The following is a 14,107-nucleotide window of genomic DNA, read 5'->3' as shown; positions in this document are numbered from 1 at the left end:
CGGTCCGCTCCGCTCCTCTGGCCCTGACCTCTCCCCTGCCGCCGAAAACGAGGCCCTCATGTCCCAGCCCCCTTTCCCGCCGCGGAACGGTCAGCTCATGCCCAACGGGCGCGCACGCCCCGGAGCTCCTGCCGGGGCCCGGTCCGCCTCCCTCGCTCCTCAACCCCGGTATGTCGACTACGGCAATCCACGCGCCTACGACACCTCGGTGCGTCCGGCGACCGGTCTCACCGCCTCGCGCTATGCGCCGGCGCAGCTCCAGCGCCCCGACCGCGTCCAGCCGCAGTCGGCATGGTCCACCCAGATGCGTCGGGTGCAGGAGGTCTCCCAGGAAGCGACCAAGCCCCCCACGGTGAGCCTGCTGGTGTGGCTCACGGCGGTCGTGCTGGGGTTCGGACTCGTCGTCGTGCTGGGGCTGACCTTCCTCAGCTTCATCGTCACCTCGAGCGCCAATCCGGCGTGGTGGACGGTCACCGCCTTCCTCGCCCTGATCTCGCTGATCGTGATCGCCCTGGTGATCTTGCTGGCCGACAGATGGGATCCCCAGCCCTTCCCGCTGCTGGGGATCGCGATCCTCTGGGGTGCAGCCGTCGCGGCTTTCGTCAGCTACCTGCTGAACACCGGGGTCTCTCTGCTGACGTACTCCCTGACCGGCAGCAACGGGCTCGTCGAGTTCATCGGCCCGGTGATCTCCGCTCCGCTGGTGGAGGAGACGTCCAAGGGACTCGGGCTGCTGCTGCTCATGCTGCTCGCGCGGCGGTACTTCAACGGGCCGCTGGACGGCCTGATCTACGGTGCGCTAATCGGCGGCGGCTTCGCCTTCACCGAGAACATCCTCTACTACGCCCGGGGCCTCGAGGACGGCGGCGGAGTCGGCGTGGTGGTCCTGTTCGTCATGCGCGGCGTGCTCAACATCTTCGGCCATGCGATCTACACCTCGGCGACCGGCATCCTCGTCGGTTTCGTGGTGCGCAAATGGGGCACCGGCATGGGGTTCCTCGTATTCATCCCCGCCCTGATCCCCGGCATGCTCCTGCACGGCCTGTGGAATCTCTTCGCCACGCTCGGCGGCGGACTGCCGTTCATGCTCGTCCTGTTCGGCGGCGAGGCGCTGCTGTCCCTGGTGTGGCTCATCCTCATCATGGTGCTGATCTGGGATGAGTCGCGGCTGACCCGGGTACGGCTGGGCGACTACGCGAACCTGGGCTGGCTCACGCACGAGGAGGTCGACATGCTCGCCACGTGGAAGGGCCGCCGCGAGGGCAAGCGGTGGGCCGCACAGATCGGCGCGAAGCCGGTCATGAAGCGATTCATCCGCGAGAGCGCGGATCTCGCCTCGATCCGGCAGCGGCTGCTCGCTGACGGGGCCCACCCCAAGGTGGTGGGCATCGAGGCGAACCTGCTCGCACGGCTCACCCAGAACCGCCGTGAGCTCCTGTCCCACGCCGGCTGACACCGCGGCCCGGCACGGCGAGGCTGAGCCCGCTCCGATCCTCCGCACGGGCCCGGACACGGAGATGGATCCAGCTCCGTGCCCACACGCCTGACGCTCTGGCCACGCAGACGACACCGAGACCGCTGGTTCCGGGCCCCGGGGCCCGGGCCCCGACGACAGACGGGTTCAGCGGCGGTCGCTGTCCTCGCGCCCCCGCAGACGGTCCAGCGCGCGGCGCTCACGCTTGGTGGGCCGTCCCGCTCCACGGTCACGGCGGGGCGGCGCCGCGGCCAGCTGCGGCGCGGGCTCGGGGCTGTGGTCCTCGTAGGCCTCCCGGGCGATCGGGGCGCCGACGCGCTTCGTGAGGATCTTCGTGATCACCACGATCCGCTCCTTGCCCGGAGAGCGCAGCCTCAGCTCATCACCCACCACGACGCGCTGAGCAGCCTTGGTCGGCTCCCCGTTGCGGCGCACATGCCCGCCCCGGCAGGCCGTCGTCGCCGCCGATCGAGTGGGCATCAGCCGGGCGCTCCACAGCCAGACGTCCAGGCGCACGGAGGTGGGTCCGCTCGCTTCGGGCTGGGAGTTCGCCGCACCGCCTTGAGCAGTCATGCGGCAGACGGCTCCCGCACCAGTGGCCAGGGGTCCAGCTCCTCCAGCTGCGCCGCCAGCGCCAGCAGGAGGGCTTCCTCGCCGGGCCGGGTCCCTCCGAGCTGGATGCCGAAGGGCAGCTCGGTCCCGTCGATCTCCTCGCGGTGCAGCGGCACCGACATCGCTGCATTGCCGATCATGTTCCAGCTGCTGGTCCACGGGGTGAACGCGCACTGGGCGTCGAAATCGTCAGCGCCGCCGGGCAGCTGGAGCTCACCGGGGAAGGCAGGCGGCCCGGACAGCGTCGGGGTGAGCACCACGTCGTACGCGGAGAACGCCTCGCCGGTGCGCCGAGCGATCGCCTGCACCCCGGACAGCGCCTGGGCGAGGTCGACCCCGCTGTACCCCTGACCCTGCTCGCGCAGCCAGCGGGTGAGCTCGAGGAGTTCGCCCTCCTGCTGCGCCTCGAGCGGGATCGAGGCGGCTCCCACGCTCCACAGCGGCATGAACGCCGCCCATTCCTGGGGGGTGAACGGTGCGGGGATCGGGGTCGTCACATGGCCGAGCCCGTGCAGCAGCTCGATCGCACGCTCGACGCCGCGCAGTGCCGCCGGATGCACGTCGGTCACCGCGGCGAGCGGTTCGAGGAGCACCCCGATCCTCAGCGGGCCCGGCGCCCGGCCGACGCTGTCGAGATAGCTCATCGGGGGGCGGGGTCGGGGCATGAAGTCCCCGTCGCGCGGCCCGGCGATCAGGTCGAGGCCGGCGGCCGCGTCGCGGACACTGCGGGAGAGGACTCCATCGGTGGCCAGCCCCATGCCCTCGGTCGAGTAGGGGCCCGGCGAGACCACTCCGCGCGAGGGCTTGATCCCGACGATGCCGCAGCACGCGGCAGGGATCCGCACCGACCCTCCCCCGTCGGAGCCATGGGCGATCGGGACCACTCCGCTCGCGACCGCCGCGGCCGCACCGCCGCTGGACCCGCCGGCGGTGCGGCGCAGGTCCCAGGGCGTCCGGGCCGGCGCCCCGGTCGCGGGCTCGGTGTAGCAGGGCATCCCGAACTCCGGGGTGCTGGTCTTCCCGATCGTGAGGGTGCCGGCGTCGAGGAGGCGCTGCGCGACGCCGTCGGTCACGGTCGCGATGTTCCCTCGCAGCGCCATGCTCCCGGCCTCGAAGGGCTGCCCGGCGACCTGGGTGAGGTCCTTGATCGGCATCGGCACTCCCCACAGAGGGGACCGCTGCCCGAGCTCGTCGAGGGTTCCGTCGCGCCGGGCGTCCTCGATCCCCTCTGCTGCGATGCGCGCCTGCTCACGAGTGAGCTCCTCCAGCACGTGCGCGAAGGCGCCCACCTCGGCACCGACGCCCCGGGCCGCGTCCAGGGAGTCAGCGGCGAGTTCGCGAACGTCGATCTCACCGCGACGCAGGGCCGCCGCGGTCTCCAGGGCGCCGAGGGGAGCGTTCGTCACCGTGCGTCCTCGGCGTCGTGCGCTGCGGTGCGCTCATCGGTGTCGCCTGCGAGGAGCGCAGCCCGTATGTGCTCGATGATCCCGTCGGTCGCCTCGTCGATCTGGGACCACGCGAGCTCGAAGTCGCTCTCGTCGCCCCACCAGGGGTCACGGATCCCGGTGTCCTCGACCGGTTCGGGGGCGAAGTCGCGCACCATGAACAGCCGCTCCGAGAGGTCCTCTCCCGCGATCCGGCGCACGGGGGCGACGTGGTCGTGGTCCAGGGCGAGCACGAGGTCGGCCCCGAGGATCTCCTCGCGGTCCATCTGGCGGGCGCGGTGCGCGGACGGGTCGATGCCGTGGCTGCGCAGCAGCGCTCCGGCGCGGCGGTCGATGGTGTTGCCGGCCTCCTCGTCGGAGACGCCCACGGACGACACCTCCACGCGGTCCCCGAGGTGCGCGTCGTCGAGGGCAGCGCGCAGGGCGTACTCGGCCATCGGGGATCGGCAGATGTTGCCGGTGCAGACGGTCACGATGCGGTAGGTCAAGGCTTCTCGTCCTCCTCGGAGGTGTCGGGGCGCCCCAGCAACGGGGCGAACTCTGGATGCCGTTCGATCCAGCCACGGACGAACCAGCAGGTGGGTCGTACGGACAAGTCTCTGGCGCGAATGTCCTCGAGGGCGAAGCGGACCAGTGCCGAGCCCACGCCGCGGCCGCCGCGATCCGGGGCGACCACGGTAGAGCGGAGATCGCGGACTGCGGGCCGCTCCGGTGGACCGGGGGTGTCGTCGCCGTAGTAGAGGACACCGACCACCGTCTCGCCGTCCAGGGCCACATAGCGGTCTCGGTCATCGTCGTGGACCAGGCGTACCGCGCCCGGCCCGGCGGAGGTCTCATCCATGCCGGTCACGGTACACTGCCGGTCATGCCCGCGCCCCTGATCTGGCACATCACCGAACTGCCCGCCTGGGAGGCGGCCGTCCGGACGGGTTCCTACACCCAGGCCACCCGCGGCCGGGACCTCTCCGAGATCGGCTACCTCCACGCTTCCTGGCCCGAGCAGGTCTCGATGGTCGCCAAACGTGTCTACCCCGATCGTCCGTCGAACCTCGTGATCCTCGAGATCGACGTCGCGCGCGTCGAGGCGGCCGGCATCGCGGTCGACATCGAGGCCGACGACGAGGGCAAGGGCCGCGGCTACCCGCACATCAAGGGCCCGCTGCCGGTCAGCTGCGTGCTGCGCCTGCGCCGCACGAAGTGGATCGGCCGCGAGTTCGTCGTCGTCGCCTGAGTCGTCGTCGCCTGAACCGCACCCACACCCGTACCCGTACCCGTACCCGTACCCGTACCCGTACCCGATGAGCATCGTGGAGTTCCCGGAGCCGTCGACGTAGCATCGAGCATGGCCAGATCCTCCGCCTCCGCGCGATACCTCGACATCCATCCGGTCGATCCGCAGCAGCGTCTCGTCGACCAGGCCGTCGCCGTGCTCAAGGACGGCGGCCTCATCGCCTACCCCACCGACTCCTGCTACGCCCTGGGCTGCTCCCTGGGAGCGACGGAGAGCCTCGAGCGGATCCGGCGCATCCGCCAGGTGGGCAAGAACCACCACTTCACGCTGGTCTGCGCCGACTTCGCCCAGCTGGGCCAGTTCGTGATCGTCTCGAATCCGACCTTCCGCCTGGTGAAGAACTCGACCCCCGGTCCGTACACCTTCATCCTGCCGGCCACCAAGGAGGTGCCCCGGCGGATGGCCCACCCCAAGAAGCACACCGTCGGCGTGCGCATCCCCGACCATCGCGTCGCCCACGCACTGGTCGAGGCACTCGGCGAGCCGATCGTCTCCTCGACACTGCTGCTGCCCGGCCAGGAGGACCCGCCCTCGGAGGGCTGGGTGGTCCAGGACCTGCTCGGCGACCAGGTCGACGTGATCATCGATTCCGGCGAGGTGGGCCTCGAGCCGACCACGGTCGTGGACCTCTCCGAGGGGGACCTTGTCATCGCCCGCGAGGGCGCCGGCGACATCACGCGCTTCTGACGGGCGCACGACAGGCCGGTGACCGCTCCGCTCCGGGCGCCTGCGGCTCGACGTCATGGGCTCGACGTAGTGAGCGCCACGTGGTGGGCGCCTGGCTCGACGCAGTTCAGGCGTTCGTGTCGTCGGGGCGCGCGGGGTCGGCGGGCCCGGCAGAGCCGACGGGGTCCGCGTCGTCGGCCCGTCGCGAGTGCGCGCTCAGCACACCGGAGAACGCGAAGATGCCCACCGCGTACAGGGGCACCATCCACAGCGCATACCGCAGCGTGAGGGCGTCGGACAACGCCCCGACCACCGGCGGGGTCACGAAGAAGCCCAGACGCGCGAACCAGCCCACCACGGTGATCCCCACGCCGTGGGGCACGCCCGGCATGTCGTCCGCGGCGCGATAGGCCGCAGGGAACAGCGTCGCCACGCCCCAGCCGGCGGCCGCGAAGCCGATCAGCGCTGTGCCGGGGCTGGGCAGCAGCAGGGCCAGGCTCATCCCGAGGACGGCGACCAGCGCGCCCAGCCGCGCGGTCCGGCGATCCCCCAGGCGATCCACGACATAGTCCCCGGTGAAGCGCCCGAAGGTCTGTGCGCCCTGCAGGGCCACGAAGGCCATGCCCGCGAGGAAGGGCGTGGCGTCGAAGGTCGACCTCATGAACAGAGCACCCCAGGTGCTGCCGGCATCCTCTGTGGAGCCGGCGAACACGAGGATCATGCCCAGCGCGCTGACCAGGCCCAGCGCACGCAGGCTCATCCCGGCGATGCGGAACCCGGTCGGTGCCAGCTCCGCGAGGACCTCAGCACCGGAGGCGGCCGACGGGGAGGCTGTGGATGTGCGCTCGGTGGCATCGTGTCCCGGCAGCATCCTGCCCAGGCAGTAGGCAGCCAGGGCACCGAAGCCGATCAGGCCGACGATGCCCTGCAGCCACAGCGGCACGCCGAGCTGAGCGCAGGCCGAGCCCAGCAGCCCGCCCGCGACCGCTCCGAGGGACCACCACCCGTGGTAGCTGTTCATGATCGAGCGCCGGTAGCGCCGTTCGACCCGCATGCCGTGGGCGTTCATCGAGATGTCGGTGAGGGAATCCGCGGCCATGGCCAGCATCAGGGAGACGGCGAGCCAGAGCCAGGACCCGGAGAGGTAGACGGCGAGGTGCGTGGTCGACGCAGCGATCTGCGCGACCACACTGACGCGCGCGGAGCCGAAGCGGCGCATGAGGATCGCCGCGCCGAGCCCTGCCACCAGGCCGCCGATGGGCCCGATGCCGACGGCGAGGCCGAAGGCCGTGTTGCTCAGGCCGATGCTCTCCACGAGTTCCGGATAGCGCGGCAGGATCGCGCAGAACGAGGAGCCGTTGAGGAAGAACAGCAGGGAGACCGCCCACCGGGCATGCCGGGCATCGCGGGGCACTGCGGCGGGCACGGCGGACCCGCGCGAGTGGTGAACGTTCACGATCACCTATTGTCCCTCAGCCCGACCGTGAAACCAACCGCTGCACGGCCCTCCTCGATCCTCCCTCGACACGTCGGCGCCGGGACTCCCTCGCACCTGCGCCCGTCGTACTCTGGCGCCATGTCGACACACATCGGTGCCTCACCCGGCCAGATCGCTCCCTACGTCCTCATGCCCGGAGACCCCTACCGGGCGCGCTGGATCGCCGAGACCTTCTTCGAGGATCCCGTCCAGTACAACGACGTGCGCGGGATGCTCGGCTACACCGGCACCTACGGCGGCGTGCGCGTCTCCGCCCAGGGCTCCGGGATGGGCCAGCCCTCGATGGCCATCTACGCCCAGGAGCTCTTCGACGACTTCGACGTCCAGGCGATCGTGCGCGTGGGGACCTGCGGCGCACTCTCCGAGAAGGTCGCCGTGCGCGACGTCGTGCTCGGCGTCTCCGCCTCGACCGATTCCGCGATGAACGCCGCCCGGTTCGGGCGCGTCTCCTACGCTCCGGCAGCAGACTTCGAGCTGCTGCGGCTCGCGGCGGACGTGGCGGAGGAGAAGCTGCTGCCCGTCGTGCCGGGCGGGCTCTACTCCGCCGATCAGTTCTACAGCCCCGACCCCACCATCACGGCGACCCTGGCCCGCTACGGGGTGCTCGGCGTCGAGATGGAGGCTGCTGCGCTCTACACCCTGGCCGCCCAGTTCTCGCGCCGTGCGCTCGCCCTGTGCACCGTCTCGGACCATCTGCTCACCGGTGAGGAGACGAGCGCCCAGGAGCGCCAGGAGACCTTCGAGGACATGATCGTGGTGGCTCTGGACGCTCTGGTCCGGCTGGATCAGCAACACAGCGCGTGAGACCTCAGGGCTTCTGAGGCGTCGGCTCTCGGAGCCGGCGCCCGGAGCCTGCGGCTCTCCGGATATGCGGCTCTGCGGACCTGCAGCTCTCCGGACATGCGAGGGCCCAGCCACCAGATGGTGGCCGGGCCCTCGTCGAAGTTCTCGGGTGCTCAGGTCAGCAGGCGCGGCACCAGGTCGAAGGTGCCGAACAGCGCGACCATGCACATCGCCAGACCGACGACGAACGTCACCGTGGTGAACAGGCTCATCGTCCAGAGCCCGGCGGCGAACAGGACGAACAGCACGAGGAACAGCACGATGCTGAGCACAAGGTTGTTGCCGTTTGACGTCTGATTGCCGGGCTGCCGCTCAGCGGCATCGGCGATCTGCTCCGCCTCGTGGGCGTGGGCCGCCTCGTGGTTGGTCATCGTGGTCATTCCTCCATGTCACCCGTCTGCGTCACCCGTCTGCTCCGCGCGACGCAGGGCACGCGCGGTCGGCCCCATCTTAGACCAATGCCGGGCCGGATGCCGTCGCGGCGCGGTGCTCGATCGCCGTGAGCAGGCTCTCGAAGACCTGCGCCCCGTCGGCTCCGTCGATCTCGGGGTGCCACTGCACCGCGAGCACGGTCGATCCGGAGGCCGCCTCGACCGCCAGCGGCAGCCCGCTGTCGTGACGCGCGACGACGCGCAGATCCCCGGCGACGGCCCGCACTCCCTGGTGATGGAAGGCCGTGACCTCGGCGCGGGTGCCGAGCGCGACGGCGAGGTCGCTCGCGGCCTCGATGCCGACCTCGACGCGTGTGGGCCGCTCCCCGGTGGCGGGATGGCTCGGGACGTCGACGGGAAGGTGGCGGTGGAGCTCGCCGCCCTCGGCGATCACGATGATCTGCAGGCCGCGGCAGATGCCGAGGACGGGGACCCCGGTGCGCCGGGCGCCGCGATAGAGCGCGGTCTCGAAGGCGTCGCGCTCGGGGTCCGGGGTCATGTCGGTGACCAGGGCGCTCTCGCCCCAGGTGGCCGGGTCCAGGTCGGTGCCGCCGGTGAGCACGAGCCCGTCGAGCTCGGCGATCTCCTCATCGGTCCATTCATCCTGCGGGGCGATGATCACGGGCCGGGCGCCGGCGTCGCGGATCGCGCGCACGTAGTGCTCGGTGACGACGACGGCGTCGTGGCCCGCCCAGGCGCCGGACATCATGGCCCGGGTCCCCGCGGTCACGCCGATGAGCGGGCGACGGGTGGTGCGCTGCGCCATGATGTAGTCCTTTCCGCAAAGATCCGAGCCGCCGTGTCGACGACATGACTATTCGACCGCGCGCCGAGGGTGGCGAGCGAGCTGTGTGGCCGAATATGACAAAGGCACGGTGACTCCAGGTGGAGTCACCGTGCCGTCATCGTGCAGCCCACTCGGAGAGGGCCTCGCGCCCGTTCCGCCGCGGCCGCTCTCCGCCGCCTGCAGTCCTCGAAGGCGCTACGCCTCAGAGGCGCTTCGAGGCGATCTCGGCACCCTGCACGAGGGACTCGAGCTTCGCCCAGGCGATCTGCGGGTGGATGCGCCCGCCGAGGCCGCAGTCGGTCGAGCCGATCACGCGATCCGGTCCCACGATCCGGGCGAAGCGCTCGAGACGCTGCGCGACCAGCTCCGGGTGCTCGACGACGTTCGTCGCGTGGGAGACGATCCCGGGCACGATGACCTTGTCCTCGGGCAGCTCGAGCTGCTCCCACACCGTCCACTCGTGCTCGTGGCGCACGTTGGCGGCCTCGAAGCTGTAGTACTTCGCGTCGATCTCCAGCAGCAGCGGGGCGATGTGGCGGAACTCGATGTCGGTGGTGTGCGGTCCGTGCCAGGAACCCCAGCACAGATGGAAGCGGGTCTGCTCGGTGGGGACATTCACCAGGGCGCGGTTGACGGCGTCGACCCGCTTGCGGGTGAAGGCGAGGTAGTCCTCGACGCTGGGCTCGGGGTTGATCTGGTCCCAGTTCTCCGCGATCGACGGGTCATCGATCTGCACGATGAGGCCGGCGGCGGCGATCGCCTCGTACTCCGGGCGCATCACCTCGACCCAGGCGTCGAGGAAGGCGTCCTCGTCGCCGTAGTGATCATCGACGATGCGGCTGCCGGATCCCGGGGACAGGGCAGCGAGGTACCCGCGCTCGTACCCGGAGGCGTCCAGGGCCGCACGGAAGTTGGCGATGTCCTGCTGGCCCAGCTCGCGACCGGCCTCGGAGTAGGCGATCTCGCCGGTGGCCGCCGGGAACGTCACCTGGGTGCCGACGGTGATGCCGGAGGTGGGGTCCTGATAGGCATCGGCGAACGTCGTCCAGTCGCGGCGGTCCGGGAACGTCGTCAGGCGCACGTTCCCGGGGCTCGAGCGCACGGGTTCGCTGGAGAAGTGGTCGTCCCCGGTGAGCTCCAGGCCGCTGACGCGATCGAAGATGTACGACCACCAGGAGCCGTAGTTCACGGCCGAGCCCATCAGGTGCCCGTACTCGCCGTCGTTGGGGATCGAGATGCCGATCGAGCGCTGCTTGGCGACGACGTCGGCGACCGCCTGCCGCAGGACCTCGCGGAACTCGTCGGTGGGCTCGGGGGTCAGCCCGTCCGCGCCGACCGGGCGGGCGGCGTTGGCGTCGATCAGCTTCGGACTGCGAGGGAGGGAGCCGGCATGGGTGGTGAGGATCTCGGTCATGATCCGAGGCTAGGAGCAATGACGCCCCGGTCGGAAACCGGGGCGTCACAGGAGTTCACAGGACCGCCGTCATGTGACGATCACACTCACGAGCCGTGCCGCTCTCGCGCACCGGGTCCTTCCCGGCGCCGGTCGCGGCTGCGGCGACCGCCGCTCACGGCTCGTCGGACGGCCAGGTGGGCACCAGGTTCCGGTCACCGAAGGCCTGATCGATACGGCGCACCGGCGGCCAGTACTTCGACTGGATCCGCATCTGCGCGCTGTCGTGGGTGGTGAGGTCCTCCGGTGCGGTCCAGCTCCCCGGGTAGACCGCGACCTCGCGGGAGTAGGGGTGGGTCCACTCCCCCGTCGCGATCGACGCCGCGGTGTGCGGGGCGCCCACCAGCGGGTTGTCGTCGACCGGCCAGGTGCCGTCGGCCACCTCGTCGGCCTCCTTCGCGATCATCAGCATCGCCTCGACGAAGCGGTCGATCTCCGCGAGGTCCTCGGATTCCGTCGGCTCGATCATCAGGGTGCCGGCGACGGGGAACGACATGGTCGGGGCGTGGAAGCCGTAGTCGATCAGGCGCTTGGCGACGTCGTCGACCGTGATGCCGGTGCGAGCCGTCAGCGGTCGCAGGTCCACGATGCACTCGTGGGCCACGAGCCCGCTCTCCCCCGTGTACAGCACCTCATAGGCCTCGGAGAGCCGGCGCGCCATGTAATTGGCCGCGAGCACCGCCGAGGCGGTCGCGTGCCGCAGCCCCTCGGGCCCCATGAGACGCACATAGGTCCAGGAGATCGGCAGGATCGACGCCGAGCCGTAGGGAGCCTGCGAGACCGGGGGCCCGCTATGGATCTGCACCCCCTGACCCGTCACCGGATGCTCGCTCTGCTGCATCTCGGGGTGGCCGGGCAGGAAGGGCGCCAGATGGGCCTTCGCCGCGACCGGGCCGACGCCCGGGCCGCCGCCGCCGTGCGGAATGCAGAAGGTCTTGTGCAGGTTCAGATGGGAGACGTCGCCGCCGAACTCACCCGGGCGCGCCACCTCGAGCAGCGCGTTGAGATTCGCGCCATCGACGTAGACCTGGCCGCCCGCGTCGTGCACCAGCTGGCACACGGTGCGCACCTCCTCCTCGTACACGCCATGGGTGGAGGGGTAGGTGATCATGAGGGCCGCGAGCTCGTCGCCGTGGTCCTTGATCTTCTGCTTCAGATCCTCGAGGTCGATGTTCCCCCCGGCATCGGATCCCACGACCACGACCCGCAGCCCGGCGTTGACGGCGCTGGCGGCGTTCGTGCCATGCGCCGAGCTCGGCACCAGGCACACGTCGCGACCGGCTTCCCCGCGCGAGGCGTGATAGGCGCGGATCGCGAGCAGGCCGGAGAACTCTCCCTGGGAGCCGGCGTTGGGCTGCAGGGACACGGTGTCGTAACCGGTGAGATCCGCGAGCCAGGTCTCCAGTTGGGTGATGAGCTCGAGGTACCCGGGCACGTCCTCGGGCGGGGCGAACGGATGGATCGCATTGAAGCCGGCCCAGGTGATCCCAGCCATCTCGGTGGCCGCGTTGAGCTTCATGGTGCACGAGCCCAGCGGGATCATGCCGCGGTCCAGCGCGAAGTCACGGTCCGAGAGGCGCCGCAGGTAGCGCATCATCGCGGTCTCGGAATGGAACGACGAGAACACGGGATGGCGCAGGAACGCGTCCTGCCGCACCAGCTCCTCCCAGCCCCGCCCGGAGTCCGTCGCGACGAGCTCCTGGCCCGGCTCCGGCGCGAAGGGCGCGAAGATCGCCACGATCGCGTCCAGGTCGGACGACGTGATGGTCTCGTCGAGCGAGAGGTGGACGATGTCGTCACCGGCGACATGGACGAGGAACCCGCCTTCCGCAGCCGCCGTCGCGATGTCCTGGGCGAGGCCGGTGGCCCTCACCTCGATCGTGTCGAAGAACGACTCGTGCGTCAGCTCGAATCCGCTGCGCACGAGCAGATCGGCCAGGGTCGCGGTGCGGTCCGCGACCCGGCGCCCGATCCGGGTGAGCCCCTCGGGGCCGTGGTAGACGGCGTACATCGCGGCCATCACCGCCAGCAGCACCTGCGCCGTGGTGATCGAGCTGGTGGCCTTCTCCCGACGGATGTGCTGCTCGCGGGTCTGCAGCGAGAGACGGTAGGCGGTATTGCCGTCGGCATCGACCGAGACCCCGACCAAGCGTCCCGGCAGCTGGCGCTCCAGGCCCTTGCGCACGGCGACGAAGCCGGCGTGGGGACCGCCGAAGCCCAGCGGGATGCCGAAGCGCTGCGAGGTGCCCACGGCGACATCGGCCCCGAGCGATCCCGGGGAGGCGAGCAGGGTCAGCGCGAGCAGATCCGCGGCGACGATCGCGACCGCCTTGGTCGACCTGATCTCCGCGATGATCTCGCTCGGGTCCCAGACCCGGCCCGATGCCCCGGGGTACTGGACGAGCGCCCCGAAGTACGGTCCCTCGGGAACGCCCTCGGTCGCGAAGTCGACCTCGCGCAGCTCGATGCCGAGCCCGGCGGCACGGCCCTGCAGCACGTCCTTGGTCGAGGGCAGCGCGTCCGCGTCCACGAGGAACACGTCGCCGTTGCGCTTGGCGGTGCGGCGGGCGAGCATGAGCGCCTCGGCCGCGGACGTGGCCTCGTCCAAGGTGGAGGCGTTGGAGACGTCCATCCCGGTGAGGTCGCAGATCATCGTCTGGAAGGTCAGCAGCGCCTCGAGCCGGCCCTGGGAGATCTCGGGCTGGTACGGGGTGTACGCGGTGTACCAGGCAGGGTTCTCCAGCACGTTGCGCTGGATCACCGCGGGAGTGTGCGTGCCGTGGTAACCGAGTCCGATCAGGGAGCGGCGCACGACGTTGCGGTCCGCGAGGCCCCGCAGCTCGGCGAGCGCGGCGGGTTCGTCGATGCCGGCGGGCACGGAGGACCGCGCGGCGTCCGCCTCCCGGTCCAGCAGGATCGTGCCGGGCACCGCGGCCTGCAGCATCTCGTCCAGGTTCTCGTATCCGAGGACCTCGAGCATGTGGCGCTGGGAATCGGAGTCGGTGCCGACGTGACGGCGGACGAACGAGGCTGACGAGGCGAGGGAGTCGAGAGGATCGGCGACGCCCGCGGGATCTGCGGAGTGCGTGCCGTGCTCGGACGAAACGGTCATGGAGGATTACCCCTGGATGTCGCGGTTCTCGGTGGATGCGTGGGTCCTGCCGCCGCGGCGGCCGCGCTGCGGGGCGCAGCCGCCGCGGCAGAGGTCAGGACGCGGTGAAGGCCTGGTACCCCGCCGCGTCGAGCAGGTCTTCGGGGAGGGACTCGAAGCTGGCCCTGAGCAGCCAGCCGTCCTCGAACGGAGCGGAGTTCACGAGCTCCGGGGAGTCGACGACGGCCTGATTGATCTCGGTGACGGTGCCGTCGATCGGGGAGAACAGATCGGAGACGGACTTGGTGGACTCGATCTCGCCCATCTCGGAGCCGGCGCTCAGCTCGGCCCCGGTCTCGGGCAGATCGACGTAGACGACGTCACCGAGCTGCTCGGCCGCGTAGTCGGTGACGCCGATGACGGCCACGCCGTCGGACTCGACGCGCACCCACTCGTGGTCCTTGCTGTAGAGGAGCTCTGCGGTCATGGGATGGGTCCTTCCTGGAGGGATGACAG

At 70.6% G+C, this 14,107-nt stretch carries 14 protein-coding genes; 4 read left to right on the top strand and 10 right to left on the bottom strand.

Annotated features, from left to right (window positions below; genetic code table 11):
- The first annotated feature begins 58 nt into the window (after positions 1-58).
- A complete protein-coding gene (locus tag CIK71_RS14150; protein WP_096196936.1) occupies positions 59-1,453 on the top strand; it encodes a PrsW family intramembrane metalloprotease in 1,395 nt (464 codons plus the stop codon).
- A gap of 168 nt (positions 1,454-1,621) precedes the next feature.
- On the opposite strand, the gene CIK71_RS14145 is transcribed toward CIK71_RS14150, so the two are convergent.
- From CIK71_RS14145 to CIK71_RS14130, 4 genes are read right to left on the bottom strand one after another with little or no spacing between them, the layout of a single operon-like run.
- Positions 1,622-2,047 carry an RNA-binding S4 domain-containing protein gene (locus CIK71_RS14145; RefSeq protein ID WP_096166319.1) on the bottom strand — a complete coding sequence of 142 codons (426 nt, stop codon included), beginning with the start codon at positions 2,045-2,047 and terminating at the stop codon, positions 1,622-1,624.
- A complete protein-coding gene (locus tag CIK71_RS14140; protein WP_096166318.1) occupies positions 2,044-3,492 on the bottom strand; it encodes an amidase in 1,449 nt (482 codons plus the stop codon). The genes CIK71_RS14145 and CIK71_RS14140 overlap by 4 nt, the downstream gene beginning before the upstream one ends.
- Positions 3,489-4,019: a low molecular weight protein-tyrosine-phosphatase gene (locus CIK71_RS14135; protein WP_096166317.1), complete on the bottom strand. Its 531-nt coding sequence runs from the start codon at positions 4,017-4,019 to the stop codon at positions 3,489-3,491. The genes CIK71_RS14140 and CIK71_RS14135 overlap by 4 nt, the downstream gene beginning before the upstream one ends.
- Positions 4,016-4,372 (bottom strand): GNAT family N-acetyltransferase, encoded by a 357-nt coding sequence (locus CIK71_RS14130; RefSeq protein WP_096166316.1) that lies wholly within the window; start codon positions 4,370-4,372, stop codon positions 4,016-4,018. Before CIK71_RS14130 ends, CIK71_RS14135 begins: the two co-directional genes overlap by 4 nt.
- A gap of 24 nt (positions 4,373-4,396) precedes the next feature.
- Here CIK71_RS14130 and CIK71_RS14125 point away from each other — a divergent pair, with 24 nt between their 5' ends.
- Both CIK71_RS14125 and CIK71_RS14120 read left to right on the top strand, forming a co-directional pair.
- On the top strand, positions 4,397-4,762 hold the full coding sequence (locus tag CIK71_RS14125) for a DUF952 domain-containing protein (RefSeq protein ID WP_096166315.1): 366 nt from the start codon (positions 4,397-4,399) through the stop codon (positions 4,760-4,762).
- Positions 4,763-4,873: 111 nt separating this feature from the next.
- Positions 4,874-5,509 carry an L-threonylcarbamoyladenylate synthase gene (locus CIK71_RS14120; protein ID WP_096166314.1) on the top strand — a complete coding sequence of 212 codons (636 nt, stop codon included), beginning with the start codon at positions 4,874-4,876 and terminating at the stop codon, positions 5,507-5,509.
- A gap of 106 nt (positions 5,510-5,615) precedes the next feature.
- Here CIK71_RS14120 and CIK71_RS14115 read toward each other — a convergent pair whose 3' ends face one another.
- Positions 5,616-6,944, bottom strand: a complete 1,329-nt coding sequence (locus CIK71_RS14115) for an MFS transporter (RefSeq protein WP_158541965.1) — start codon at positions 6,942-6,944, stop codon at positions 5,616-5,618.
- A gap of 120 nt (positions 6,945-7,064) precedes the next feature.
- Here CIK71_RS14115 and deoD point away from each other — a divergent pair, with 120 nt between their 5' ends.
- Positions 7,065-7,790 carry a purine-nucleoside phosphorylase gene (deoD, locus tag CIK71_RS14110; protein ID WP_096166312.1) on the top strand — a complete coding sequence of 242 codons (726 nt, stop codon included), beginning with the start codon at positions 7,065-7,067 and terminating at the stop codon, positions 7,788-7,790.
- Between the two features lie 152 nt (positions 7,791-7,942).
- Here the strand turns inward: deoD and CIK71_RS14105 are convergent, their stop codons facing one another.
- From CIK71_RS14105 to gcvH, 5 genes are all read right to left on the bottom strand, one after another.
- Positions 7,943-8,209 (bottom strand): hypothetical protein, encoded by a 267-nt coding sequence (locus tag CIK71_RS14105; protein WP_241964058.1) that lies wholly within the window; start codon positions 8,207-8,209, stop codon positions 7,943-7,945.
- Positions 8,210-8,279: 70 nt separating this feature from the next.
- Entirely contained in the window at positions 8,280-9,026 is a 747-nt protein-coding gene (locus CIK71_RS14100; protein ID WP_096166311.1) for a gamma-glutamyl-gamma-aminobutyrate hydrolase family protein, read from the bottom strand.
- A 223-nt stretch (positions 9,027-9,249) separates the two neighbouring features.
- Entirely contained in the window at positions 9,250-10,461 is a 1,212-nt protein-coding gene (locus tag CIK71_RS14095; protein WP_096166310.1) for a cobalamin-independent methionine synthase II family protein, read from the bottom strand.
- Positions 10,462-10,615: 154 nt separating this feature from the next.
- Positions 10,616-13,612 carry an aminomethyl-transferring glycine dehydrogenase gene (gene gcvP / locus CIK71_RS14090; RefSeq protein ID WP_096166309.1) on the bottom strand — a complete coding sequence of 999 codons (2,997 nt, stop codon included), beginning with the start codon at positions 13,610-13,612 and terminating at the stop codon, positions 10,616-10,618.
- Between the two features lie 94 nt (positions 13,613-13,706).
- Complete coding sequence (gene gcvH, locus CIK71_RS14085) at positions 13,707-14,078, bottom strand: glycine cleavage system protein GcvH (protein ID WP_096166308.1); 372 nt, start codon at positions 14,076-14,078, stop codon at positions 13,707-13,709.
- Positions 14,079-14,107: the final 29 nt, after the last annotated feature.

This window comes from Brachybacterium alimentarium, from assembly GCF_002332425.1.
GTDB classification, from domain to species: Bacteria; Actinomycetota; Actinomycetes; order Actinomycetales; family Dermabacteraceae; genus Brachybacterium; species Brachybacterium alimentarium.
This window is presented reverse-complemented; position numbering and strand designations above follow the sequence as displayed.